The sequence below is a fragment of the Pseudomonas sp. SIMBA_067 genome, assembly GCF_046534675.1.
In the GTDB taxonomy this organism is placed as follows: Bacteria; Pseudomonadota; Gammaproteobacteria; order Pseudomonadales; family Pseudomonadaceae; genus Aquipseudomonas; species Aquipseudomonas putida.
In genome coordinates this window covers 61,163-85,118 of sequence record NZ_JAWRYH010000016.1, presented here as the reverse complement: position 1 = coordinate 85,118, position 23,956 = coordinate 61,163, and the positions used below count along the sequence as shown (strand labels likewise).

Below are 23,956 nucleotides of genomic sequence, written 5' to 3'. Positions count from 1 at the left end.
CCCTGCCGATGAGGAGTACCCCGATGAATGCAAAAGTCTGGCTGGTGGGTGCCGGCCCTGGCGACCCTGAACTGCTCACCCTCAAGGCGGTACGTGCCCTGCAGCAAGCCGCCGTGGTGATGATCGACGACCTGGTCAACCCGGCAGTACTGGAACATTCCCCCCAGGCCCGGGTGATCGCAGTGGGCAAGCGCGGCGGCTGCCGCTCCACACCACAGGCGTTCATCCAGCGCCTGATGTTGCGCCATGCTCGACAAGGGCGTTGCGTGGTACGGCTCAAGGGTGGCGACCCGTGTATTTTTGGTCGCGGAGGTGAGGAGGCGCTATGGCTGCAGGGGCATGGCATCGAGGTGGAGCTGGTCAACGGCATCACGGCGGGCCTGGCAGGCGCCACGCAATGCGGCATTTCGCTGACTTCACGCGGTGTCAGCCGCGGGGTGACACTGGTGACGGCGCACACCCAGGACGACAGCGAGCTGAACTGGACGGCTCTGGCACAGGGCGGGACGACGCTGGTGGTTTACATGGGGGTGGCGCGGCTGGAGCAGGTACGCCAGGGCTTGCTGGCGGGGGGCATGGCACCGGGCATGCCGGTGGCGATGATCGAAAATGCCTCGATGCCGCAGCAGCGTGAGTGCAGGAGCGATGTGCTGGGCATGGCTGAAGATGCGCGAAGGTTTGGCTTGCGTAGCCCGGCGATTCTGGTGATTGGGGAAGTGGTCGGGGAACAGCAGAAGCTGGAGCTGGTTTCCATCGCGGGCTGAATACCCGTCACTGTAGGAGCAGCCTTGTGCTGCGAAGAGGCCATTACAGCAACAGAATACCTTTGCCCTTACCGGCCTTTTCGCAGCACAAGGCTGCTCCTACAGGTGCTGTGCAGGCTGTGAGGCCGGTTAAAACCCAGGGAAAGAAAAACCCGGCCGAGGCCGGGTTTTTCATGAAACATCAGGCCAATTACTTGGACTGAGCTTCTACCTGAGCTTCAACGCGACGGTTGACAGCACGGCCTTCTTCGGTGGCGTTGTCAGCAACCGGACGGGTTTCGCCGTAGCCTACCGAGTCAACACGGGTAGATTCTACGCCGTACTGCTGGGTCAGGACTTGCTTGACAGCGTTGGCACGACGCTCGGACAGCTTCTGGTTGTAAGCGTCTGGACCCACGGAGTCAGTGTGACCTTCAACCACGGTGGTGGTTTGTGGGTACTGCTTCATGAAGTCAGCCAGGTTCTTGATGTCGCCGTAGCTGTTAGGCTTGACGACCGACTTGTCGAAGTCGAACTTCACGTCCAGCTCAACACGAACGACTTCGGCAACAGCCGGGCAGCCGTCGGCGTCAACGGTAACGTTGGCCGGGGTGTCTGGGCACTTGTCGACGTTGTCGCAAACGCCGTCGTTGTCGGAGTCCGAGCAAACTTCAGCAACTGGAGCTGGAGCGGCTTCGGCTTGCTTCGGGCTACCGCCGAAGTTCAGACCAACACCAACGCTTGGGGCCCACTCGGTGTCGCCCTGGTCGATGTTGTACTGAGCTTCTACGCCGGCACGGGCGTAGAACATGTCGGTGATGTACCACTTGGCGCCAGCGCCAACGTTGGCGAAGGTGGAGTGGTCACGACCGCCACGGCCGGTCTGGCCCAGCGACTGGTGCGAGAAACCAGCGGAAACGTACGGACGGATGGCGTCATACGGGTTGTTGAAGTGGTAAACGGCGTCCAGGGCGGTGTTCGAGCCCTTGATGTTCTTGCCGTCTTCGCCACGAGCGTTGTGAACTTCGTCGTAACCCAGGCGCAGTTCAACGTCGTCGGTCAGGAAGTAACCGATCGAGCCGCCGAACAGGTTGCCGTCGTTCTTGAAGTCACGCTGGCTGTCGAAGAATTCTTTCTTGTAGAAGCCTTCGACTTCCACAGCGCCTGTGCCTTGTGCCATAGCGCCAATCGAGGTGGCAGCTACGAGCGAACCAATGGCCAAGCCCAAGGTGTTTTTCAATTTCATCCGTTAAATCCCCATCTGGTGATAGTTAAGCAGTCCCACCACAAACAAGGGGGACAACTCGACGGCAAGTCTAGCAGAACTCGCCGATTCGTTAGAGATATTTGCACGCCACTAAGTTTCATCAAGGCCGGCAAATTTCTCACGAAGCTTGTCTAGCGCACGCTTGTAGCGCATTTTCGTTGCGCTCAGGCCCATGTGCATGATGTCGGCAATTTCCTGGAATTCCAGCTCTGCGACAAAACGCAGCACCAGAATTTCCCGGTCAATCGGGTTCACATGCACCAGCCACTTGTCCAGCCCGCCTTTTTCTTCCGGCTTCGGGGCCTTGTCTTCGGACGCCTCTTCGATAGGGTCCAGACTCAAGGCATCCATCAGCCGGCGTTTACGGCGCTCCTTGCGGTACTGGGTGATGCACTCGTTGTAGGTGATGCTGTACAGCCACGTCTTGAACTTGGATTTACCCTCGAAGTTCTTGAGCCCGTACAGCACCTTGAGCATCACTTCCTGACAGACATCGTCCGCGTCACGGTCGTTCCCCAGATAACGCGCACAGACGTTGAACAGGGTCCGCTGGTAGCGCCGCATGAGCTCCTCATAGGCGCGGGTAACGTGGTACAGCTCCTCATGCGAACGCGCCACCAACTCTTCATCGGTGAGCTCGCGGGGGTCATAACGCATGGGCGGCGAATGAACTTTATTCAAAACGGATCTGGCCGACAGTCAGGTCAATGTCGCCGCGCGACCCCGTGGGTCGAATTTCGCGGCGGCATACATTAACAGCTTTTGTGCGGTTAGCGGCTATTGACGCGCTGCTCAAGCAGCTCGCGATTGGCCAGCGACACCAGTTCGCCATCATCGGTCAGCAGCGTTGTCTTGACCGTGCCGATTTCCTCGATATGCCCTTCGACCTCTCCAATTCGCACCTGCTGGCCGACCTGGTAGAGCTCACGCACGTAAATGCCGGCCAGAATCTGCCCGGCAATTTCGCGGCTGCCAAGGCCCATGGCCAGGGCTACCGCCAGACCAACGGTAATCAGCCCGATGACGATCACGTGGTTCAGCAGGTCGGTTTTCACCTCCAGCTGGCTGATGGCAACCGAGATGCTGATGATGATCACCAGGCCCTGGGTAATACGCCCAAGGCCTGCCGAATATTCCAGGCCGATGCCTTCGGCGGCGCCGCGCACCAGCCCGTTGGCCACCTGCGCCAGCAGCACGCCGGCCAGCAACACCAAGGCGGCGCCGAACACTTTTGGCAGGTACAGGGCGAGCATGTCGAGGGTCGCGGAAACCCGCTCCAGGCCTAGCGACTCAGCGGCCGAGACGAGGAAGATGAGCAGCACGAACCAGTAGACAATCTTGCCGATCAAGGTCGAGATCGGCACCTGGATGCCGACCCGGCCGAGCATCTTGGTGAGGCCGGTGCCGGCCATCAGGCGGTCCAGGCCAAGCTTGGCCAGCAGTTTGGACAACAGCGTGTCGAGCAACTTGGCCACCACGAAACCGAGCAGCACCACGACCAGCGCGCCGAACAGGTTGGGGATGAAGTTCGCTACCTTGGTCCAAAGTGCAGTCATCGCGGCGACCAGGCTCTGGGTCCAGAGATCGAGTTCCATATTCAATCGGCCTTATCTGCTTTGCTGCCGGTGGCAGCGTTGCGGGAAGAGTGTCGACGCACCGGCGCGACATGCGCCGAGCCATTATTGACGGCAATCAGCAGCGCCTGGCTCCAGCGGCCAAGCAGGCTGAACAGATCGCCCGCGCCAACCTGGCGGTTGGCGGTTTTCAGCACGCGACCCAGGCAGGCAGCGTCATCCCGGTCATCGCGGTCATTGCCGGAGGGTGACGCCTTGAGCAGGTCACGCAGGGATTCTTCAAACGGATCGTGCATGGGCACCTCGCGCAGTGTCAGCAAGAGACGAGATGGCCGGGCAATGGGTCACACATCCGATTGGGACGAATGTTTCAAGATGAACACCTAGACCCATCGCAACCGCCGGAACATCCACCACTGCCCCACCGCCAGCCCCAGCACGACGATGCAGGCGAACAGGAAGCCATAGGGGTTTTCTGCCCCCGGGATACCGCCGACATTGATGCCCAGCAGCCCGGTAACGAAACTCATGGGCAAGAAGATGCAGGTGATGATGCCAAAGCGGTACATGGTGCGGTTCATGCGCTCGCTGCGCCGGCGGTCTTCGCTTTCCAGCACCAGCGCGGCACGCTCGCGGGTCAGTTCCAGCTCTTCGAGGTAGCGGATCAGGCTGTTGTTCAGCTCGTTCCAGTAATCGGCATCAGCATCGGCAAACCAGCTCCATTTGCTGCGTGACAGCTGGGCGTAGATCTCCCGCTGCGGGGCCAGGAAACGCCTCAGGCCCGCTGCACGCCGGCGGATCTGCTGCAGGCTGCCGTTCTCCGGAGTGTACCGTTCGTCGGATTCGACCTTTTCTTCTTCCAGGTCGACCAGTTCGGACAGGTCGCTGACCAGGCCCTGGACCTTTTCAGTCAGCAGTTCGCCCATCAGCAGCAAAAGCTCGGACGCCGACTTCGGCCCCCTGCCCTGCTCCAGCAACTGAAGCATCTCGTCACTGGCGCGCAATGGCCGCAAGCGCAGTGAGATGACCCGCTGCGCCTGGGCGAAGATGCGCACCGATACCATGTCTTCGGGCTCTGCGCCCGGGTTGAGGTTGACCCCACGCAAAAACAGCAACAGCTGTTCGTCAGCCATGGGCAGCAGGCGCGGCCGGGTGTTTTCTTCCAGCAGCAGCTCGCAGGCGAACTCGCTCAGGCCGCTGTCATGCAGTAGCCAGGTGCGGGTTTGGGGATGGCTGCGGTCCCAGTGCAGCCACAGGCTCTGCTCCGGTTGCAGCTGCAGGTCGTCCAGTTCAGTACGGGCAATCGAGCGCGCGCCGCCTTTACCATCGAGCACCAGGGCATGCACCAGCCCCCACTGCGCGTTGTCTTCCTCGAACATCAAAGCTCCATCAGCGCGTGCGGCGCATCACTCCGGCATTTTCAGCGGGCTTGGCGAGACCAGCACGCCATTGTTGTCGGCATACACGTACTCGCCCGGGCGGAAGGTCACACCGGCGAAGGTCACCGCCACGTTGAGGTCGCCGATGCCGCGCTTGTCGGTTTTCATCGGGTGGCTGGCCAGGGCCTGTACGCCGACGTCGGTCTGGATCAATACATCCACGTCACGCACGCAGCCGTAGATCACCAGGCCTTCCCAACCGTTTTTGGCGGCCTTTTCGGCGAGCATGTCGCCGAGCAGCGCCCGGCGCAGCGAGCCACCGCCATCGACCACCAGCACCTTGCCCTTGCCGTCGAGCTCTACCTGCTCCTTGACCAGCGAGTTGTCCTCGAAGCACTTGATGGTGACGATCTGGCCACCGAACGAGTCGCGGCCGCCGAAATTGCTGAACATCGGTTCCAGCACTTGTACCAGGTCCGGGTAGGCGTCACACAGGTCGGGCGTTACGTAATGCTGCATGGGAGGCTCCTGTCAGTCACAACGAAAGCGGGTATCGGCCAAGGCTACACCTTGGAGGCTGCCGTAGTCATCCGGGACCGGGCAGTCATTTGTATTCATCCTGTACCGGCCCTCTCGCGGGCACGCCCGCTCCCACAGGGATATCGCAAGGCTTGAGTGCTTCGAGATCCCTGTGGGAGCGGGCGTGCCCGCGAAGAGGCCGGTACAGCCAAAACAAGGTCAGCTGGCTGGCAAAGGTTCTACTGCCACAGTGGACGCATGCACCGGCAACAGCGGGTTGCGCAACCAGCGCTCCACCAGCGGCCACACCTGCACCTGCGCAGCCTTGCTCACCAGCATGTCGACATGGCCGAAGGCATCGAAGCCTTCTTCACGCCCCAGCCGCAGGAACTGCTTGCGCTCACCCCCCAGCTGCTCGAACAGCTTGCGGCAGGCCCACACCGGGTCCTGGAAGTCCCCCGCGCCGGCCACCGCCAGCAGCGGCACATCCACCTCTGCCAGCCCCGCCCACCAGTCGCTCTGCTTGTCGCCAAAGCGCCCGAACAGGCCGTGCCAGCGCATGCTCTCCAGCGCCAGGCCGATGGGCTCGTCCTCTGGTCCACGCTTGAAACGTGGCCCGGAAATCTGCCCCCAGCGCTTGAGCAGCAGCTTCGCGCCCCAGGCCAGCGGTGGCACTTTCAGCGGCCAGTAGACGCGACTGATCTGGGTGCCGAACAGCGCGACGCTGGCCACCTCCCCGGCAGCAAGAAAGCCACCACCCAAGGCTGCCGCCAGGGTAGTGCCGCCCAGGGAATGGCCAATCCAGTGTGGCGCCTGGCCCGACTGCTCGCGCACGAACGCTGCAATCAGCGGCAGGTCATCACGGGCATAGGCGGCTACGTTGTTGTGCTGCCAGGTGTGGTTACGTGGCGACAGGCCGTGGCCGCGCATTTCCGGGATCCACACATCGAAACCGGCACGGGCGAGATACGCACCCAGGCCAATCCCTTTGGGCGAGTACCAGAAACGCCGATTGGAAAAGCTGCCGTGCAGAAGAATGACCGGCACACCCAGAGGCTGGCCCTGATCCGCCAGCCCCAGACGGGTAAGGGCAAGCTCGACGCTAGGGTCAGGGCCATTGCCGGCCTTGATCCGGTACACGTCTTCGCTGAGGTCGCCGCGGCGCTCGGCACTGAGCAGGGCCACGGGGAATAGAATGCTGCTGCTTTGCATAAGGTTGCTTGGTGCACAAAAAAGGGCGGGAACCATTACTGGAACACGCCCTGGAAAAAACCAGGCGGGGGTACGCCAGACGTCCCCCCGCGTTTTACCTCGTCAGGCTGCGCCCTGGCCCTCGGCCAGGAAGAACCAGGTCTCGAGTACCGAGTCCGGGTTCAGCGACACGCTCTCGATGCCCTGCTCCATCAGCCACTTGGCCAGGTCTGGGTGGTCCGATGGGCCCTGACCGCAGATGCCGATGTACTTGCCCGCCTTGTTGCACGCGGCAATGGCGTTGGCCAGCAGCTTCTTCACTGCAGGGTTACGCTCGTCGAACAGGTGGGCGATGATGCCCGAGTCACGGTCCAGGCCCAGGGTCAGCTGGGTCAGGTCGTTGGAGCCGATCGAGAAGCCATCGAAGTACTCAAGGAACTCCTCAGCCAGAATGGCGTTGGACGGCAGTTCGCACATCATGATCACGCGCAGGCCGTTGTCGCCACGGGACAAGCCGTTTTCGGCGAGCAGGTCGACGACCTGGCTGGCTTCGCCCAGGGTACGCACGAACGGTACCATGATCTCGACGTTGGTCAGGCCCATCTCGTTGCGTACACGTTTCAGTGCACGGCACTCGAGCTCGAAGCAGTCACGGAACGACTCGCTGATGTAACGCGAAGCACCGCGGAAGCCCAGCATGGGGTTTTCTTCTTCCGGCTCGTACAGTTTGCCGCCGATCAGGTTGGCGTACTCGTTGGACTTGAAGTCCGACAGGCGCACGATGACCTTTTTCGGGTAGAAGGCCGCAGCCAGGGTGCTGATGCCTTCTACCAGCTTCTCGACATAGAAGCCGACCGGGTCGCTGTAGCCGGCAATACGCTTGTCGACGCTGTCTTTGAGCTCCGGCGGCAGGCCTGCGTAGTTGAGCAGCGCCTTGGGGTGCACACCGATCATGCGGTTGATGATGAATTCCAGGCGCGCCAGGCCGACACCGGCGTTGGGCAGCTGGGCAAAGTCGAACGCACGGTCGGGGTTGCCGACGTTCATCATGATCTTGAATGGCAGCTCCGGCATGGCATCAACCGAGTTCTGCTTGATGTCGAAGCCCAGCTCGCCTTCGAAGATGAAACCGGTGTCGCCTTCGGCGCAGGACACGGTCACACCCTGGCCGTCTTTCAGCAGCTGGGTGGCGTTGCCGCAACCGACCACGGCCGGAATACCCAGCTCACGGGCGATGATCGCCGCGTGGCAGGTACGGCCGCCGCGGTTGGTAACGATGGCACTGGCGCGCTTCATCACCGGTTCCCAGTCCGGGTCGGTCATGTCGGAGACCAGTACGTCGCCCGGCTGGACCTTGTCCATTTCCGATACGTCGTTGATCACGCGCACCTTGCCGGCGCCGATGCGCTGGCCGATGGCGCGGCCTTCGACCAGTACGGTGCCTTTTTCTTTCAGCAGGTAGCGTTCCATGACGTTGGCGCTGGAACGGCTCTTCACCGTTTCCGGGCGTGCCTGCACGATGTACAGCTTGCCGTCGTCACCGTCTTTGGCCCACTCGATGTCCATCGGACGCTGGTAGTGCTGCTCGATGATCATGGCCTGCTTGGCCAGTTCATTGACTTCGTTGTCGCTCAGGCAGAAGCGCGCACGCTCGGCACGGTCGACTTCGACAGTCTTGACCGAACGGCCGGCCTTGGCTTCTTCGCCATAGACCATCTTGATGGCCTTGCTGCCCAGGTTGCGACGCAGGATGGCCGGGCGGCCGGCCTGCAAGGTTTGCTTGTGCACGTAGAATTCGTCAGGGTTGACCGCACCCTGCACCACGGTTTCGCCCAGGCCGTAGGCGCCGGTGATGAACACCACGTCGCGGAAGCCCGACTCGGTGTCGAGGGTGAACATCACGCCTGCAGTGCCGGTTTCGGAGCGGACCATGCGCTGCACGCCGGCCGACAAGGCCACCAGCTTGTGGTCGAAGCCCTGGTGCACGCGGTAGGCGATGGCGCGGTCGTTGAACAGCGAGGCGAACACTTCCTTGGCCGCGCGGATCACGTTGTCGACGCCACGGATGTTGAGGAAGGTTTCCTGCTGGCCGGCGAACGAGGCGTCCGGCAAGTCTTCGGCGGTGGCCGAGGAACGCACGGCAACGGCCATGTTGTCGTTGCCAGCGGCCATTTCGGCGAAGGCGGTTCGGATTTCCGAATCCAGACGCGCAGGGAACTCGGCTTCCATGACCCACTGGCGGATTTGTGCGCCGGTTTTGGTCAGGGCATTGATGTCATCCACATCCAGCGCGTCGAGCGCGGCGTGAATCTTGTCGTTCAGACCACTCTGTTCGAGAAAATCGCGGTACGCCTGCGCCGTAGTGGCAAAGCCGCCCGGCACCGATACACCAGCACCGGCAAGGTTGCTGATCATCTCGCCCAGGGATGCGTTCTTGCCCCCCACATGCTCTACATCATGGACGCCGAGCTTATCGAGGGAAACTACGTACTCTACCAAGGTGATCTCTCCACTAACTGTGTTGGAAAAGCTCAAAAAGGCGCCCGCCTGTCTTCGGTGACTTGGCCGGGCGTTTGTGGCCTGTACCTGGAAAATAAGTGAGAATGCCGACAGCCGCATTCGGCAAACCGAACTTATCATATCCAAGAAACGTCATCAGCTTAAGGCCCAGATCGCAAATGAAACGAACCGCGTTCTTCATCTCCGACGGCACCGGTATCACTGCCGAAACCCTGGGCCAGAGTTTGCTCGCGCAATTCGAGAGCATTCCGTTCAACAAATTCACCCGTCCGTACATCGATTCGCCAGACAAAGCGCGGACCATGGTCCAGCAAATCAACGCTGCGGCCGAGCGTGACGGGGTACGCCCGATCATCTTCGACACGATCGTCAACCAGGACATCCGGGAGATCCTGGCGACGTCGAACGGCTTCATGATCGACATCTTTTCTTCGTTTTTATCCCCGCTAGAGCAGGAATTGACCGCCCATTCGTCGTATTCCGTGGGCAAATCGCACTCGATCGGCGGCAATTCCAACTACATGGAACGCATCGAGGCGGTGAATTTCGCCCTGGACAACGACGACGGTGCGCGCACCCACTACTACGACAAGGCCGACCTGATTCTGGTGGGTGTGTCACGCTGCGGCAAGACCCCCACCTGCCTGTACATGGCCATGCAGTTCGGCATCCGCGCCGCCAACTACCCGTTGACCGAAGACGACATGGAGCGCCTGCAACTGCCGGCGGTGCTGAAAAAACACCACAACAAGCTGTTCGGCCTGACCATCGACCCAGACCGCCTCACCGCCATCCGCCATGAACGCAAGCCCAACAGCCGCTATTCCAGCTTTGCCCAGTGCGAGTTCGAAGTGCGTGAGGTAGAGAGCCTGTTCCGCCGGGAGAACATACCCAACATCAATTCCACACATTTTTCGGTGGAAGAGATTTCGGCGAAGATCCTGGTGGAAAAAGGGGTCGAGCGCCGGTTCAAGTAAGCAGTCTGTAGACCAGCCGACTGACACGGTACCTGTAGGAGCGGCCTTGTGCCGCGAAAGGGCCGCATAGCGGCCCCGGCGATATCAGCCTGAGGCATAAATTGTGGGGGCGCTTCGCACCCCTTTCGCGGCACAAGGCCGCTCCTACAGGTACCGTGCAATGACCAAATATAAAGCCCCGGCATCACTGCCGGGGCTTTGGTTTACCTCACCATAAGGCTCAGGAGGGCACCACCGTCGCCTGCCCGCTCATGGCCAGGTCGACCAGCTCACGGTTGGCCACCGCGTACATCGCATAGTCGGTGCCGGTGGCATTGCGCAGGTCGTCCAGCATGGCACGCCAGCGCTCCACCATCACCCGATGCTGCTCGGCCCACAGTGCCACGCGAGCGTCCATGTCATCCGGCGCATCGGCCATCTGCAGCACCGAAATGGTGATCGCCCGCTGCTGCAGGTCGATGTCGTCGCGGAAGGCTTCGCGGGCCAGCGCCTGCCAGTTGTTCTCCACCGGCAAGTTGCTGATTTCCTGCAGGTACCAGGTCAGGTCCAGCGAGCTGCCCACGGCGAAGAACGCCTTGGCCACCTGGGCCGGGTCGTGACCGGTGACGTCGGCCGCTTCGATGATCGGCAGCAGGGTGTACAGGTGGCTGGTACCCGCCACCATGCGCGCCAGCAGTTCTGGCACACCGGCCTCGACAAAGCCCTGGTAGCGCACCATCCAGCGTTCGCGGGTCGGGCCTTCGAGCAGCTCATCAAGCTTGAGCCCGAGTTGCGCGATCTTCGGCCCGAAGTGCGCGGTATCACGCCCGGCGTCCTGCTCGTTGCGGCGGCTGCGCAGGAACCAGCGCGTGGCACGGCGGCCCAGGCGCATCAGTTCGTCCATCAGGGTGAGCTGGATTTCTGCCGGCACCTGGTAGTCCAGTGCCTCGATCTGGCGGAACCAGTGCGGCAGATGGAAGATGTCGCGCACGATCACATAGGCCCCGGCCACGTTGGCCGGGCTCATGCCAGTCGACTCCTTCAGGCGCTGGACGAAGGTGATGCCCATGTTGTTGACCAGGTCGTTGGCAATCTGGGTGCTGACAATTTCGCGCTTCAGCCGGTGGCGGCGCATGGAGTCGGCAAACTTGCTCACCAGCGACGGCGGGAAGGCGGTTTCCATGTCGCGGGTCAGGTAGTCGTCGTCCGGCACCAGCGACTTCAGCAGCTGTTCCTTGAGGTCGATCTTGCTGTACGAAATCAGCACCGACAGCTCGGCGCGGGTCAGCCCATGGCCAGCAGCCAGGCGTTCGGCCAGTTGCTCCTCGGACGGCAGGAACTCGATGGCGCGGTCCAGCTTGCCACGGGCTTCCAGGTCGGCCATCAGGCGCTTGTACTCGGCAATCCGCTCACGGGCACGGCGGGCGGCAAGCGACAGCGCCTGGGTCTGCTTGTAGTTGTTGCCCAGCACCAGGCCGGCCACTTCGTCGGTCATGCTGCCGAGCAGCTGGTTGCGCTGCTTCTCGGTCATGTCGCCACCCTGCACCACTTCGTTGAGCAGGATCTTGATGTTGACCTCGTGGTCGGAGCAGTCCACGCCGCCGGCGTTGTCGATGAAGTCGGTGTTGGTGGCGCCGCCGTTCAGGCCAAACTCGACCCGGCCAAGCTGGGTCATGCCCAGGTTGCCGCCCTCACCCACCACTTTGCAGCGCAGTTCGTTGCCGTTGACCCGCAGCGCATCGTTGGCCTTGTCGCCGACGTCGGCGTGGCTTTCGGTGCTGGCCTTCACGTAGGTACCAATGCCGCCGTTCCACAGCAGGTCGACCGGTGCCTTGAGCAGCGCGTTGAGCAGCTCGGTCGGGGTCAGGCGGTCGGCTTCGATGGCGAAACGCTCTTTCATCTGCGGGCTGATGGCGATGCTTTTGGCACTGCGCGGGAAGATCCCGCCGCCTTCGGACATGATGCTGGTGTCGTAGTCGCTCCAGGCCGAGCGCGGCAGGTCGAACAGGCGCTTGCGCTCGGCAAAGCTGGACGCAGGCTCCGGGTTCGGGTCAATGAAGATGTGCAGGTGGTTGAAGGCCGCCACCAATTGCAGCTTGTCGGACATCAGCAAGCCGTTGCCGAATACGTCGCCGGCCATGTCGCCCACACCGATCACGGTGATCGGGTCTTCCTGCACGTTGATGCCGCGCTCGCGGAAGTGGCGCTGCACGCCCACCCAGGCGCCGCGTGCGGTAATGCCCATCTTCTTGTGGTCGTAACCGGCCGAACCGCCCGAGGCAAAGGCGTCGCCCAGCCAGAAGCCGTAGTCGATGGCGATGCCGTTGGCGATGTCGGAGAAGGTTGCCGTGCCTTTGTCGGCCGCCACCACCAGGTACGGGTCGTCATCGTCATGGCGCACCACGTTGGCCGGTGGCACCACGCCGCCGTCCTTGAGGTTGTCGGTGATGTCGAGCAGGCCGGAAATGAAGATGCGATAGCACGCCACGCCCTCGGCAGCGATCTCGTCGCGGCCGCCACCCAGCGGCAGCCGGCGCGGCAGGAAGCCACCCTTGGCGCCAACCGGCACGATGACCGAGTTTTTCACCTGCTGGGCTTTTACCAGGCCCAGCACTTCGGTACGGAAGTCTTCTTCGCGGTCGGACCAGCGCAGGCCGCCACGGGCGACGTTGCCAAAGCGCAGGTGCACGCCCTCGACGCGCGGTGAATAGACGAAGATTTCGAACTTGGGCACCGGCTTGGGCAGTTCGGGGATCAGCTTGGGGTTGAACTTGAAGCTGAAGTACGACTTGTTCTGGCCGTTGGCATCCGGTTGGTAGAAGTTGGTGCGCAGGGTAGCCTTGATCAGGTCCAGGTAGCGGCGCAGGATGCGGTCTTCGTTGAGGACCTGCACGTCGTCCAGCGCAGTCAAAATCGCTTGCTCCAGGCGCAGCTGCTTGTCGTCCAGGTCTTCCTGGGTGAGCTTGCGGGCCAGGTAGAAGCGGGTCTTGAACAACCGGGTCAGCTCGCGGGCGATGTCGGTGTGGTTGTTCAGGGTGCTGGCGATGTAGCCCAGGTCGAAGCCCAGGCGGATCTGCTTCAGGTAACGGGCGTAGGCGCGCAGCAGCGCCACGTCGCGCCATGGCAGGCCGGCAGTGAGCACCAGGCGGTTGAAGGCGTCGTTCTCGGCATCGCCGCGCACGATGTGGATGAAGGCGTCCTGCAGGGTGTCGTTGAGCTGCTGGATATCCAGGCTCAGGCCTTCGCTGTAGGTGAAGGCGAAGTCGTGGATCCAGTACTCGCGGCCATTGGCATGGCGCAGGCGGTACGGGAACTCGCCAAGCACGCGCAGGCCGAGGTTTTCCAGGATGGGCAGCACATCAGACAACGCCAGTGGCGTATCGGCGTGGTACAGCTTGCAGTGCAGGATGCGCTCGCCAACCTGGGTCAGCGGCTGGTAGAAGCTCATCGCCAGCGGCTTGCTTTCCGACAGGTTCAGCACGTGCTGCAGGTCGACCACTGCCGAGTGCGCGGCGAAGCGCTCACGGTAGCCGGCCGGGAAGCCCTTGGGGAAATCGGCCAGGATGTTGGTGCCCTGGGCTTCACCGAAGTTCTCGACCACCAGCGTCGAATAGTCGTCATGCCACGAGCGGCAGGCCTGGATGACTTCACGCTCCAGCTGCTGCGGGTCGATGTCGATGCGGTTTTTCGGGTCTACCCGCAAAATCAGCTGCACGCGTGCCAGCACCGATTCGGAGAAGAAGGTCCAGAACTCGCAGTCGCTGGCCTTCAGGCGCTCCATCAGCACTTGCTGAATCTTCTGCCGTACTTCGGTGGAGTAGATTTCCCGCGGCACATAGGCCAGGCAGTAGCAGAAGCGACCGTACGGGTCCTTGCGCAGGAACACGCGAATCTTGTTGCGCTCCTGGATCTGCACGATCGCCATGACGGTGGTGAACAGCTCGTCGATTGGCGTCTGGAACAGGTCGTCGCGCGGCAGCACTTCCAGTACCTGGGCCAGTTCCTTGCCCAGGTGGGCCTTGGCGTCGAAGCCCGAGCGGCGCTCGACTTCAGCCACCTTCACGCGGATATACGGAATGGCATGCACGCTTTCGCCATACACCGACGAGGTGTACAGGCCCATGAAGCGGTGTTCCTTGATGACTTTGCCGTCGGCGTCCAGCTGGCGGATCGACACGTAGTCCGGGTAGGCCGGGCGGTGCACGCGGCTGGGCAGCGCGGCCTTGGCAAACGACAGCAGCAGCGGTTCGTTGAGGTAAGCCACGGCGTAGTCTTCGATGCGCAGCTCTTCGGCCGTCAGGCCCACACGCAGGCGGCGCGGCAGGCCGAGGAACGACTGCTCGTCGTAGACCATCTGGCCGCCGTCGGCGTCGCCCTTGACGGTGAATTCTTCATAGCCCAGGAAGGTGAAATGGTTGTCCAGCAACCACTCCAGGAACGCTTTGACCTCGCCCTTCTCGTTCTGGGCTGGGCCAAAGGCGGTCTGTTCAACCTGCGCCACCACTTCACGCAGCTTGGCCTTCATCGGTTCGAAGTCGGCCACGGCTACACGTACTTCGGCCAGCACCTGCTCAATCTCGCGGGTCAGCACGGTCAGCTCGGCGGCATTGGCGCAGCGGTCGATCTCCAGGTACATCAGCGACTCATGGCGCACGCCTTCGCCCTGGGTGCCCTTGGGCAGCAGTTCCAGCAGCTCGCCCTTGGCGCCGCGGCGCACGCTGAGCACGGTGGTCTGCAGGGTGTGGATGCTGTAGCCGCGGCGGTTGAGCTCGGTGCGCACAGAGTCGACCAAAAACGGCAGGTCGTGGTGCAGCACCTCGACCACGGTATGGGTCGACTGCCAGCCATTGCGTTCGTAATCGGGGTTGTATACGCGTACTTGCGGGTATTCGGGGTCGAAACGTTCGATGATGCGCCAGGCTGACAGGGTGCAGCCGGCCAGGTCGGAAAGCCTGCGCTGGGTGAGTTCGTCCAGAGAGATGATGCCGAAGAACTGCTCGGCGAACAGCGCCACTTGTGGCAGGGACTGTTCGCTGATGTGCTGCGCCAGGGCCGCTTGCAGTTGATGCTGGAAGTCGGCTTTGCTGGCTGCGGTGAAGAACGCCATCTGTGGTACTCCGCTTGGGCTTTGTAATAGTTGAAGCGTCGCTGCGTGCGCCGTGTACGGATCAACGATAGCCAACCCGTGGCAAGGCGGACGGTAAAACCAGGCGTTGAACGTGCGCGGGCACGCCCAGGGCTCGCCGAAGCTTAACGACTGATCGGTCATCAACGCTTGCAGCGCTGCGACAATTTCGGTCAAGGGGCGGTAACTTTACGTTTATGCCTGTACGCAAGACTGTCAGAATTCCCTTCCGTTTCCTTTGATCCGAGCCTGCTCATGCAAATCAACACCGCCCTGCTGTTCGCCACCCCTTGCGATGACGAGGAAGACAACATGGCGACCCTGTGCTGCCACAGCGACAAGGGACAGATGTTCCTGCTTACCCGCTACCCGGACGAAGACACCGTCGACCTGACCCTGGATGACGAGCCGTCGACGCTGGATGGGCTGAAAGTGACGCTGAGTGCCAAGCGCCTGCTGATCGAAGTGGCGGCCGGCGACCAGGATGCGCTGAAGGGGGACGAGGTGCTGGAGATCACCCTTACCAGCGACCTGAGCGACCTGGACGAAGTGAAGCAAACCCTGGAAAACATCCTGACCGGGACCGGGACCTTCGTCTGCGAACTTTAATAAAGCTGAAAGGTTGCACGATCTCTGTGGGAGCGGCCTTGTGTCGCGAAAGGGCCGCGGCATCACGGCACCTGTTGCTGGGTCTGCTGCGCAGCCCTTTCGCGACACAAGGCCGCTCTCACAATGATCATGCCAGCGCTTGTTGCATTGCTTTAGCCTGCACCCGCAGCGCTTCGCAAAACGGCTCCACCGCTGCCGATGCCGGCCGGTGGTCGGGGCGTATCAGCATGACCTGGTAGGGCACCGACACCCGCAACCTGCGGATCGGCAACCCGCCCTGGGCCGCCTCCAGGCCGCTCAGCGGGTTGATGATCGCCACCCCGAGGCCTTGCCTGACCATGGCGCACACCGAGGCGGCACTGGTGGTCTCGATCACCGTGCGGCGGTTCACCCCCGCCGCGCGAAAGTGCTGGTCCAGGCGCTGGCGGTAGGTGTCCAGGCTGGCCAGGTTGATGAAATCGACCTCGTGAAAGTCGCTTAGCTCCAACTCGGCCTTGGCCTGCAACGGGTGATGCTCGGGCAACACGCACACCATGTTGGCGCTGAACAGCAATTCGCCATAAGCGCCGCGCGGTATCTGCTCGATTTCGGTCAGGCCAAGATCATGCTGCTGGGCCACCAGTGACTCCTCCAGCAACGGCGACTCCTGCGCCACGATGCTCACGCTCACACCGCGGTGCTGCTGATGGAAGCGCTGGCAGGCCTTGGGCAGCAAGGTCTGGGAGAACAGCGGCAGACAGGTGATGGCCAGCCGTCCCTGCTCGAAGTTGCGGATGGCCTGGGCAAAGCGATCAATGCGCTCCAGCCCGACGTAGGCACGCTCGACCTCTTCGATCAGCAGCAGCGCCTGGGCCGTCGCCACCAGGCGCCCTCCCTCGCGCTCGAACAGGTTCAGGCCAGTCACCTGCTCCAGGCGCGCCAATTCGCGGCTGACAGTGGGCTGCGAGGTGAACAGCAGGCGCGCCGCCCCGGTGACACTGCCAGCGGCCATGATGGCGCGGAACACTTCGATGTGGCGGACGGACAATTTCACGGCAATACCCGGTGAGTCGACAATGGGTATATCAGATATGAATGACTAGCAGAAAAATAGCTATTTTTCTGAATTCCCGCTTTGATTCATCCTCGTGGCCTTCCTTATACGAGTAGCGCCACCATGACCGCACCCTTCACCCTTCTGGCCGAGGCAGTTCGCCAGCACGGCTCGCCGCTTTGGGCGTACGACGCCAGCACCATCGCCGAGCGTGTCGAACAGCTGAACGTATTCGACACCGTACGCTTCGCCCAGAAAGCCAACCCCAACCTGCATGTGCTGCGCCTGATGCGCGCCCATGGCCTGGTGCTGGACGCCGTGTCGCTGGGTGAAATGGAGCGGGCCTTCGCTGCGGGTGCGAGCGTGGACGGTGACCCTGCCGGCGTGGTGCTGACCTGCGACGCGCTGGACCGGCCAACCCTGGAGCGCGTGGTGGCAGAGAAGATCGAAGTCAACGCCGGCTCCATCGACATGCTGCGCCAACTGGGTGAACGCTCGCCCGGCCACCGCGTGTGGATCCGCATCAACCCGGGCTTCGGCCATGGCCACAGCCGCAAGACCAACACCGGCGGCGAAAACAGCAAGCACGGCATCTGGCACGAAGAACTGGACGAGGCCCTCGCGTGCATCAAGGCCCATGGCCTGCACCTGGTAGGCGTGCACATGCACATTGGTTCGGGGGTGGACTACCAGCACCTGGAACAGGTGGCCCGCTCGATGATCGAACTGGTCGGCCGCCTGGGCGTGGATATCGAGGCGTTCTCCATCGGCGGCGGGCTGTCCACCCCTTACCGCAGCACCGACAAGCCGGTCGACCTGCAACGCTACGCCCAGACCTGGGCGGTGGCGCGCAAGGAAATCGAAGCAATGCTGGGCCACCCCGTGCGCATGGAAATCGAGCCAGGGCGCTTCCTGGTGGCCGAGTCGGGCTACCTCGTGGCTGAAGTGCGCGCCGTCAAGCAAGTGGGCCGCAACACCTTCGTCATGATCGACGCCGGCTTCAACGACCTGATGCGCCCGGCGATGTACGGCGCTTACCACGGCATGACCCTGCTCGACGCCAACGGCCAGCCGGTGGACCGCCCACGGCAGCCGACCGTGGTGGCCGGGCCGTTGTGTGAATCGGGTGATGTGTTCACCCAGGACGACCAGGAACTGACCCCACAGGACCTGCCCCAGGCACAGGTGGGCGACCTGCTGGTGATCCATGACGCCGGCGCCTACGGTGCATCGATGTCGTCGAACTACAACAGCCGGCCGTTGCTGCCGGAGTTTCTGATCGAAGACGGGACGCTGCGGATGATTCGCCGGCGGCAGACGGTGCAGGACCTGCTGAGCCTGGAGGCCGGGTTCTAACAACGTATTCAATGTGCGCGCGCTGCCTTTGTGTGAGCAATTGCCTTGCTCAACATCCAGAAGCTGGCGCAACCTCTGTGGGAGCGGGCATGCCCGCGAACACCGGCAGAGCCGGTGCCATCCACCGTGTTGCCTGTTTCGCGGGCACGCCCGCTCCCACAAGGATGTGTGCATGCACACGATCCTTGCAATCAGCCTGCCCTACTACGACAATGCGATCAATTCCCATTAATATTGCGGTCTTGACTCCATGTCAACGCTCGATCCCCAGGCCCTGCACCAGCTGTACAGCGAAAACAACAGCTGGCTGAAGGGCTGGCTGCGCGTCCGCCTGGGCAACGCCGCCGATGCTTCCGACCTGGCCCACGACACGTTCTTGCGGGTAATGACCGCACGTAATCCGTTGCCGATCCGAGAGCCGCGCAGCTACCTCAGCGCTATCGCCCGCGCGCTGCTGATCGACAAAGCCCGCCGCCGCGCCATCGAAAAAGCCTACCTGCAAGCCCTGGCCCTGCGCCCGGAGCCGGTCGAGGTTTCGCCGGAAGTGCGCTTGTCGATCATCGAAATGCTGGTGGCCGTCGACAGCCTGCTCGACGAACTCGGCGCCAAGACCCGCGCCATCTTCCTTGCCGTTCAACTCGAAGGCCTGACCTACGGCGCTGCGGCCGAGCGCTTCGGCGTGTCGGTTACCACCGTGAAGAACCACCTGATCAAAGCGATGACCCGCTGCCTGCTGGCAGTCGAAGGCTGAGGGCGATGGATCTCAAGACACTCGAAGCCGCTGCCTCCTGGTATGTGCAGCTCAACGATGGCGCCAGCGACGAGGCCCGCACCTACGCCTGGCGGCAGTGGCTGCAGGCCAGCCCGCAACATGCTGCCGCCTGGGCGCGGGTAGAAAAACTGCAGCAGCAATGGGCCATGGTGCCGCCACAGGCAGCGCTGTCCAGCCTGGGCGCGGCACAAGCACAGCGGCGCGATGTGCTGAAGGTGCTGAGCCTGTTGCTGGCCATGGGCGGCGGTGGCTGGCTGGCAGCCGAGCAGGTGCCCTATCGCGCCTTGCTGGCCCAGCAACGCACCCGTGGCGGCGAACGGCGCGCCATACAGCTGGAGGATGGCTCGCAGCTTGAGCTGAACGTGAATACCGCGCTGGATGTGCGCTACGACGCCAAGGTACGGGCGATCCAGCTGTACCAAGGGGAAATCCTGGTGCGCCCGATCAATGGCCTTCAGCAGCGCCCGTTCATCGTGCACACCGAAGACGGCAGCGTGCTCACCCGTAGTACCGAGTTCAGCATCCGCAAACTTGCCCAGCAGACGCGCGTGGGCGTGCTGCAGGGCTCTGTCGACGTACGCCCGCAGCACCACCCTGATCGGGTGCTGCAACTGCAGGCCAGCCAGCAAGTGAATTTTGACCGCGACGACTTCGCCAGCGCACATGCCCTGCCCGTGGATTCGACAGCCTGGCTGCAGGGCATGCTGAGTGTGAACGACTGGCAGCTGGGCGACTTCATCGAAGAACTGGGGCGTTATCGCCCAGGCGTGCTGCGCTGCGCCTCGTCGATTCAGGCCATGAGCATTTCCGGCGCGTTCCGTATTGACGACACCGACATCGCCCTGGCCAACCTGCCAAAAACACTGCCCGTGAAGCTCCGCTACCTCAGCCGCTATTGGGTGAGTGTGGAACCCGTCTGAGCCACTGCAAAAAAACTTTCGCCGCAATCTTGCTGATTTCGATTCTCGTCCGTCCCTGACACAAGCCGCGACGACAGCGACTTTCTGCCATGACTCGGAAGGATCACGAAATGCCTCACCTGCACCCCACCCCTGCAACCAAGCTGAGCCAGGCCGTGCGCCTGGTGTTGTTCGGCATGTCTTTGGCCAGCGCGCCGGGCCTGCTGCTGATGCCTGCCCAGGCCATGGCCCAAAGCCAGACTGCCTACCATGTCGCCGCTGGCCCCTTGGGCAATGCCATCACCCAGTTTGGCGTGCAGGCGGGCGTGACCATTTCGTTCGACACCGCACAAACGCGCCACCTCAGCAGCGCGGGCCTGGAGGGCAGCTACAGCGTCGAGGAAGGGCTGATGCGCCTGCTGGGCAACAGTGGCTTGCAGGCGCAGCGTCAGGGCAATGGCGGCTATGTGCTGGTACCTGCCGACACCGGCTCGGCCATGGAGCTCGGGCCGCTGAACATCGACGCCAACCGGCTGGATGCAACCAGCGAGGGCACCCAGTCGTACACCGCCCGTGCCGTGACCATCGGTAAAGGCGTGCACACGCTGAAAGAAACGCCGCAATCGGTCACCGTGATGACCCGCAAGATGCTCGACGACCAGAACCTCAACACGCTGGAACAGGTGCTGGACAAGACCCCAGGCATCACCGTGTACGACTCGCCCATGGGCGGCAAGTACTTCTATTCCCGTGGTTTCAACCTGGACGGCCAGTACCAGTACGACGGCGTGCCGCTGGACGTGGGCGGCAACTACGTGCAGGCCAACAGCTTTTCCAGCGACATGGCGTTCTACGACCGCGTTGAAATCCTCAAAGGCGCAGCCGGCATGATGAAGGGCTCCGGCTCTTCTGCCGGGGGCGTCAACTTCGTACGCAAGCGTGGCCAGGAACAAGCCGCCACCACCGTCACCCTGTCTGCAGGCAGCTGGGACAACTACCGCGGCCAGGTGGATGTAGGCGGTCCGCTGAACGAGTCGGGAACCGTGCGGGGGCGCGCCGTGGCATCGCTGCAGGACCGCCAGTACTTCTATGACACAGCCAAGCGCCAGGACCAGATACTGTACGGCGCCATCGACTGGGACGTCACCGCCGACACCACCCTTGGCTTTGGCCTGGCCTACGAGGATGTCGATGCCACACCGTGCTATTCCGGCCTGCCACGCTACGCCGATGGCAGTGACCTGAAGCTGTCGCGCTCCACCTGCCTGGGGGCCAGCTGGAACGACCTGCAAAGCCAACGTATTACCGGGTTCGCCGACCTCAAGCACCGCTTCAACGATGACTGGACGCTGAACTTCGCCTCGATCTACACCCACAACGATCAGGATATCGAATACGCCTACTCCGAAGGTACGGTACCGGTCGGCGCCAGCACCGCCAGCATGAACGTGCGAGCCGGTCGTTTCGACTACGACCAGGACGACTACGGCTTCGATAGCTATGTCGATGGCAAGTTCGAGGCGTTCGGCCTCCAGCACGAGCTGATCATCGGTGCCAACGCCAGCCGGCAGAAAACCCATGACTACTTCGCGCTTATGCTGCTGAACGCCAAGCAGGACCCGTTCAACCCGACCGCGAACTTCCCACAACCGTCCAAGGGCGATTACCTGGTTAACCCGACCCGCGGCGGCAGCGTGCCAACCGACTCCACCACCACCCAGTACGGCACTTACGCCAACCTGCGGCTGAAGCTGGCAGAGCCGCTGACCCTGGTGCTGGGCGCGCGGGTCAGCTGGTACCGCAACAAGAGCGACTCCTATACCCAGTTCTACGATTACTGGGTACATAACCGCAGTGAAGAAAACGGCCAGGTCACGCCGTTCGCCGCCGTGCTGTACGACCTGAACGACCAGTGGACCGCCTACGCCAGCTACGCCGACATCTTCCAGCCGCAGAGCGACAAGGTGAATGCCGAGCGGCAGGCGTTACAGCCCAAGACCGGTGCCAACTATGAGATTGGCATCAAGGGCGAGCTGCTTGACGGCGCATTGAACACCTCGTTCAACCTGTTCCGCACCATCGAGAATCACCGCGCGGAAACCGACTACAACGAAGCCTGCCCGTCAGGCGACGGCTATTGCTACACCGACAGCGGCAAGGTGCGTGCGCAGGGTTTCGAGGCCGAGATCAGCGGCTCGCCAATCGAGCGGCTGCAGCTGCTGGCGGGTTACACCTACACCCAGACCAAGTACCTGAGTACCATCGAAGACACCGACCCCACCGAGCTGACCTTCACCTCCAGCTTCATCCCGCGGCACATGCTCAAGGTGTGGGGTGACTACCAGCTGGGCGGTGCACTGGAGCGCTTCACCGTCGGCGCCGGCCTGAACAGCCAGAGCGAGAACTTCCGTACCACCGGCACTACCCGCGTCGAGCAGGCGGGCTACACCGTATGGAACGGCCGCGTGCAGTACCGCATCGACCCGAACTGGACGGTCGCGCTAAACGGCAACAACCTGTTCGACAAGAAGTACTACGCCACCATCGGTGCGCCGGCGTGGGGCAACTTCTATGGCGAACCGCGCAACTTCATGATGACCTTGCAAGGCACGTTCTAAGCGATCACGGGCGGTTGCGGGGGATCGTGCAGAGAACAGAACGATGGGGCGCAAGGTGGCCCCGGCAAATGAAGCAGGTTGGCTCAAACCCTGGGGCCGCTGCGCGGCCCATCGCGACACAAGGTCGCTCCTACACGGGCCGCGTCAACCCATTGACTGTTTTAGCAGATAAGGAAATCGCTCATGCGCCCGAACAAGGCTTGCCCGGTAGTCATCCGCACAATGATCGCGGCTAGAGCCCGATCGCCACTTCACGCTCGCCGCTCATGTATTGCTGCAGGCGGCTGCGCAGCCAGCGTTCGGCCGGGTCGCTGTCGGTAGTGCTCAGCCAGACCATGGCCAGCTCCAGCGCAGCCGTCTCGAACGGCAGCGTCTCGGCCTGCAGGTTGCCCCAACGCTCCATACCTTGCGCGGCATAGTCCGGGCAGCAGGCCAGCAGGTCGGTCCCGGCCAGAATGGCCGGCAACGAGCTGAACTGCGGCACCGACAACACCACCTTGCGTTCGCGGCCGATCTCTTTCAGCCAGTCATCGACCACACCTTGTGTATTGGCGGTGGGCGAGACCTGAACGTGCGGGCGGGCGCAGAACTCATCCAGCGTCAGTGGTGTGGCTGATTTGTCGGCCCGCACCACCCTGCCCTGCATCGTGCGCAGCACCTTGCGCTTGGCGTTGGCCGGCAGCCCCTTGGTCTGGCTGATGCCGACCGTCACATCGCCTGCGGCCAGCAAGTCCGGAATGCGCCAGTAATCCACGTGCTGCACGACCACCACCACATTCGGTGCCTCCACCCGCAGCGCCCGCAGCAACGGCGGCAACAGCCCCGACTCGACATCATCGGACAAACCGATGCGGAAGGTCATCTTGCTGGTGAGCGGGTCAAAATCATGGGACAGGCTGAGGGCGACGGACATCGCGTCCAGTGCCGGGGTGAGGTACTTGATGACCTCTTCGGCCCTGGCCGACGGTTCCATGCGGTTGCCCACGCGGATCAGCAACGGGTCGTTGAACATTGCCCGCAACCTGGCCAGCGCGGCACTGACCGTGGGTTGGGCGACAAACAGCTTTTCTGCGGCACGGGTGAGGTTGCGCTCCTGCATCAGGGCTTCGAACACCACCATCAAATTGATATCGGCTTTGCGCAGTTCGTTGCGGTTCATTGGGGCTCCCGGCCATGGCCATGACGTGCGGACTCAATTCCAGCATCGATATGGATTGCGGTCGAGTAAAAACCGGAAAACCCGACTCAGGCTGCATTGCCCCACACTGCGCAATCCGGGTAACCTTCCGCCAACTTCCCTTCCGGCTTCCCCTGCCGTGCACCGCCCAGGCGTTAAATCGCGAAGCGGTCATTCATGATGCCGACACCTGCATGGCCGCCACCTTTTGGCGCGCC

Annotated in this window: 18 protein-coding genes; 7 read left to right on the top strand and 11 right to left on the bottom strand. The window is 62.5% G+C overall.

What is annotated here, in order from left to right:
- Window positions 1-23 precede the first annotated feature (23 nt).
- Entirely contained in the window at window positions 24-764 is a 741-nt protein-coding gene (gene cobA, locus SB765_RS25870; RefSeq protein WP_341798020.1) for a uroporphyrinogen-III C-methyltransferase, read from the top strand.
- Between the two features lie 190 nt (window positions 765-954).
- Here the strand turns inward: cobA and SB765_RS25865 are convergent, their stop codons facing one another.
- The 8 genes from SB765_RS25865 to ppsA form a co-directional block, all read right to left on the bottom strand.
- Complete coding sequence (locus SB765_RS25865; protein ID WP_016500790.1) at window positions 955-1,989, bottom strand: OmpA family protein; 1,035 nt, start codon at window positions 1,987-1,989, stop codon at window positions 955-957.
- Window positions 1,990-2,100: 111 nt separating this feature from the next.
- Complete coding sequence (gene sigX, locus SB765_RS25860) at window positions 2,101-2,667, bottom strand: RNA polymerase sigma factor SigX (protein WP_016500791.1); 567 nt, start codon at window positions 2,665-2,667, stop codon at window positions 2,101-2,103.
- Between the two features lie 113 nt (window positions 2,668-2,780).
- Window positions 2,781-3,605 carry a mechanosensitive ion channel family protein gene (locus SB765_RS25855; RefSeq protein WP_016500792.1) on the bottom strand — a complete coding sequence of 275 codons (825 nt, stop codon included), beginning with the start codon at window positions 3,603-3,605 and terminating at the stop codon, window positions 2,781-2,783.
- Window positions 3,606-3,607: 2 nt separating this feature from the next.
- Window positions 3,608-3,880 (bottom strand): hypothetical protein, encoded by a 273-nt coding sequence (locus SB765_RS25850; RefSeq protein ID WP_014591816.1) that lies wholly within the window; start codon window positions 3,878-3,880, stop codon window positions 3,608-3,610.
- Between the two features lie 87 nt (window positions 3,881-3,967).
- The gene (locus SB765_RS25845; protein WP_016500793.1) at window positions 3,968-4,963 is read right to left on the bottom strand and encodes a zinc transporter ZntB; all 996 of its coding nucleotides are present in this window, start codon (window positions 4,961-4,963) and stop codon (window positions 3,968-3,970) included.
- Between the two features lie 27 nt (window positions 4,964-4,990).
- The gene (gene rraA / locus SB765_RS25840) at window positions 4,991-5,482 is read right to left on the bottom strand and encodes a ribonuclease E activity regulator RraA (protein ID WP_021785500.1); all 492 of its coding nucleotides are present in this window, start codon (window positions 5,480-5,482) and stop codon (window positions 4,991-4,993) included.
- Between the two features lie 219 nt (window positions 5,483-5,701).
- Window positions 5,702-6,694 (bottom strand): alpha/beta fold hydrolase, encoded by a 993-nt coding sequence (locus SB765_RS25835; protein ID WP_410912586.1) that lies wholly within the window; start codon window positions 6,692-6,694, stop codon window positions 5,702-5,704.
- A 102-nt stretch (window positions 6,695-6,796) separates the two neighbouring features.
- The gene (gene ppsA, locus SB765_RS25830; protein ID WP_341798018.1) at window positions 6,797-9,172 is read right to left on the bottom strand and encodes a phosphoenolpyruvate synthase; all 2,376 of its coding nucleotides are present in this window, start codon (window positions 9,170-9,172) and stop codon (window positions 6,797-6,799) included.
- 179 nt (window positions 9,173-9,351) lie between these two features.
- On the opposite strand from ppsA, the gene SB765_RS25825 reads away from it, so the two are divergent.
- Complete coding sequence (locus tag SB765_RS25825; protein WP_012271263.1) at window positions 9,352-10,170, top strand: pyruvate, water dikinase regulatory protein; 819 nt, start codon at window positions 9,352-9,354, stop codon at window positions 10,168-10,170.
- A gap of 220 nt (window positions 10,171-10,390) precedes the next feature.
- On the opposite strand, the gene SB765_RS25820 is transcribed toward SB765_RS25825, so the two are convergent.
- Window positions 10,391-15,256, bottom strand: coding sequence for an NAD-glutamate dehydrogenase (locus tag SB765_RS25820; RefSeq protein WP_341798017.1), 4,866 nt, complete (start codon window positions 15,254-15,256; stop codon window positions 10,391-10,393).
- A gap of 273 nt (window positions 15,257-15,529) precedes the next feature.
- Between SB765_RS25820 and SB765_RS25815 the strand changes: the two genes are divergently transcribed.
- On the top strand, window positions 15,530-15,883 hold the full coding sequence (locus SB765_RS25815) for a hypothetical protein (RefSeq protein ID WP_016500798.1): 354 nt from the start codon (window positions 15,530-15,532) through the stop codon (window positions 15,881-15,883).
- 127 nt (window positions 15,884-16,010) lie between these two features.
- On the opposite strand, the gene SB765_RS25810 is transcribed toward SB765_RS25815, so the two are convergent.
- Complete coding sequence (locus tag SB765_RS25810) at window positions 16,011-16,916, bottom strand: LysR family transcriptional regulator (RefSeq protein ID WP_341798016.1); 906 nt, start codon at window positions 16,914-16,916, stop codon at window positions 16,011-16,013.
- A gap of 123 nt (window positions 16,917-17,039) precedes the next feature.
- Between SB765_RS25810 and lysA the strand changes: the two genes are divergently transcribed.
- The 4 genes from lysA (at window position 17,040) to SB765_RS25790 (ending at window position 22,561) form a co-directional block, all read left to right on the top strand.
- The gene (gene lysA, locus SB765_RS25805; RefSeq protein WP_410932143.1) at window positions 17,040-18,272 is read left to right on the top strand and encodes a diaminopimelate decarboxylase; all 1,233 of its coding nucleotides are present in this window, start codon (window positions 17,040-17,042) and stop codon (window positions 18,270-18,272) included.
- Between the two features lie 250 nt (window positions 18,273-18,522).
- On the top strand, window positions 18,523-19,023 hold the full coding sequence (locus SB765_RS25800) for a sigma-70 family RNA polymerase sigma factor (RefSeq protein ID WP_341798015.1): 501 nt from the start codon (window positions 18,523-18,525) through the stop codon (window positions 19,021-19,023).
- A 5-nt stretch (window positions 19,024-19,028) separates the two neighbouring features.
- Entirely contained in the window at window positions 19,029-19,964 is a 936-nt protein-coding gene (locus SB765_RS25795) for a FecR domain-containing protein (RefSeq protein WP_410932142.1), read from the top strand.
- 110 nt (window positions 19,965-20,074) lie between these two features.
- Window positions 20,075-22,561: a TonB-dependent siderophore receptor gene (locus SB765_RS25790; RefSeq protein ID WP_410932141.1), complete on the top strand. Its 2,487-nt coding sequence runs from the start codon at window positions 20,075-20,077 to the stop codon at window positions 22,559-22,561.
- 232 nt (window positions 22,562-22,793) lie between these two features.
- Here SB765_RS25790 and SB765_RS25785 read toward each other — a convergent pair whose 3' ends face one another.
- Entirely contained in the window at window positions 22,794-23,720 is a 927-nt protein-coding gene (locus tag SB765_RS25785; protein WP_341798012.1) for a LysR substrate-binding domain-containing protein, read from the bottom strand.
- Window positions 23,721-23,956: the final 236 nt, after the last annotated feature.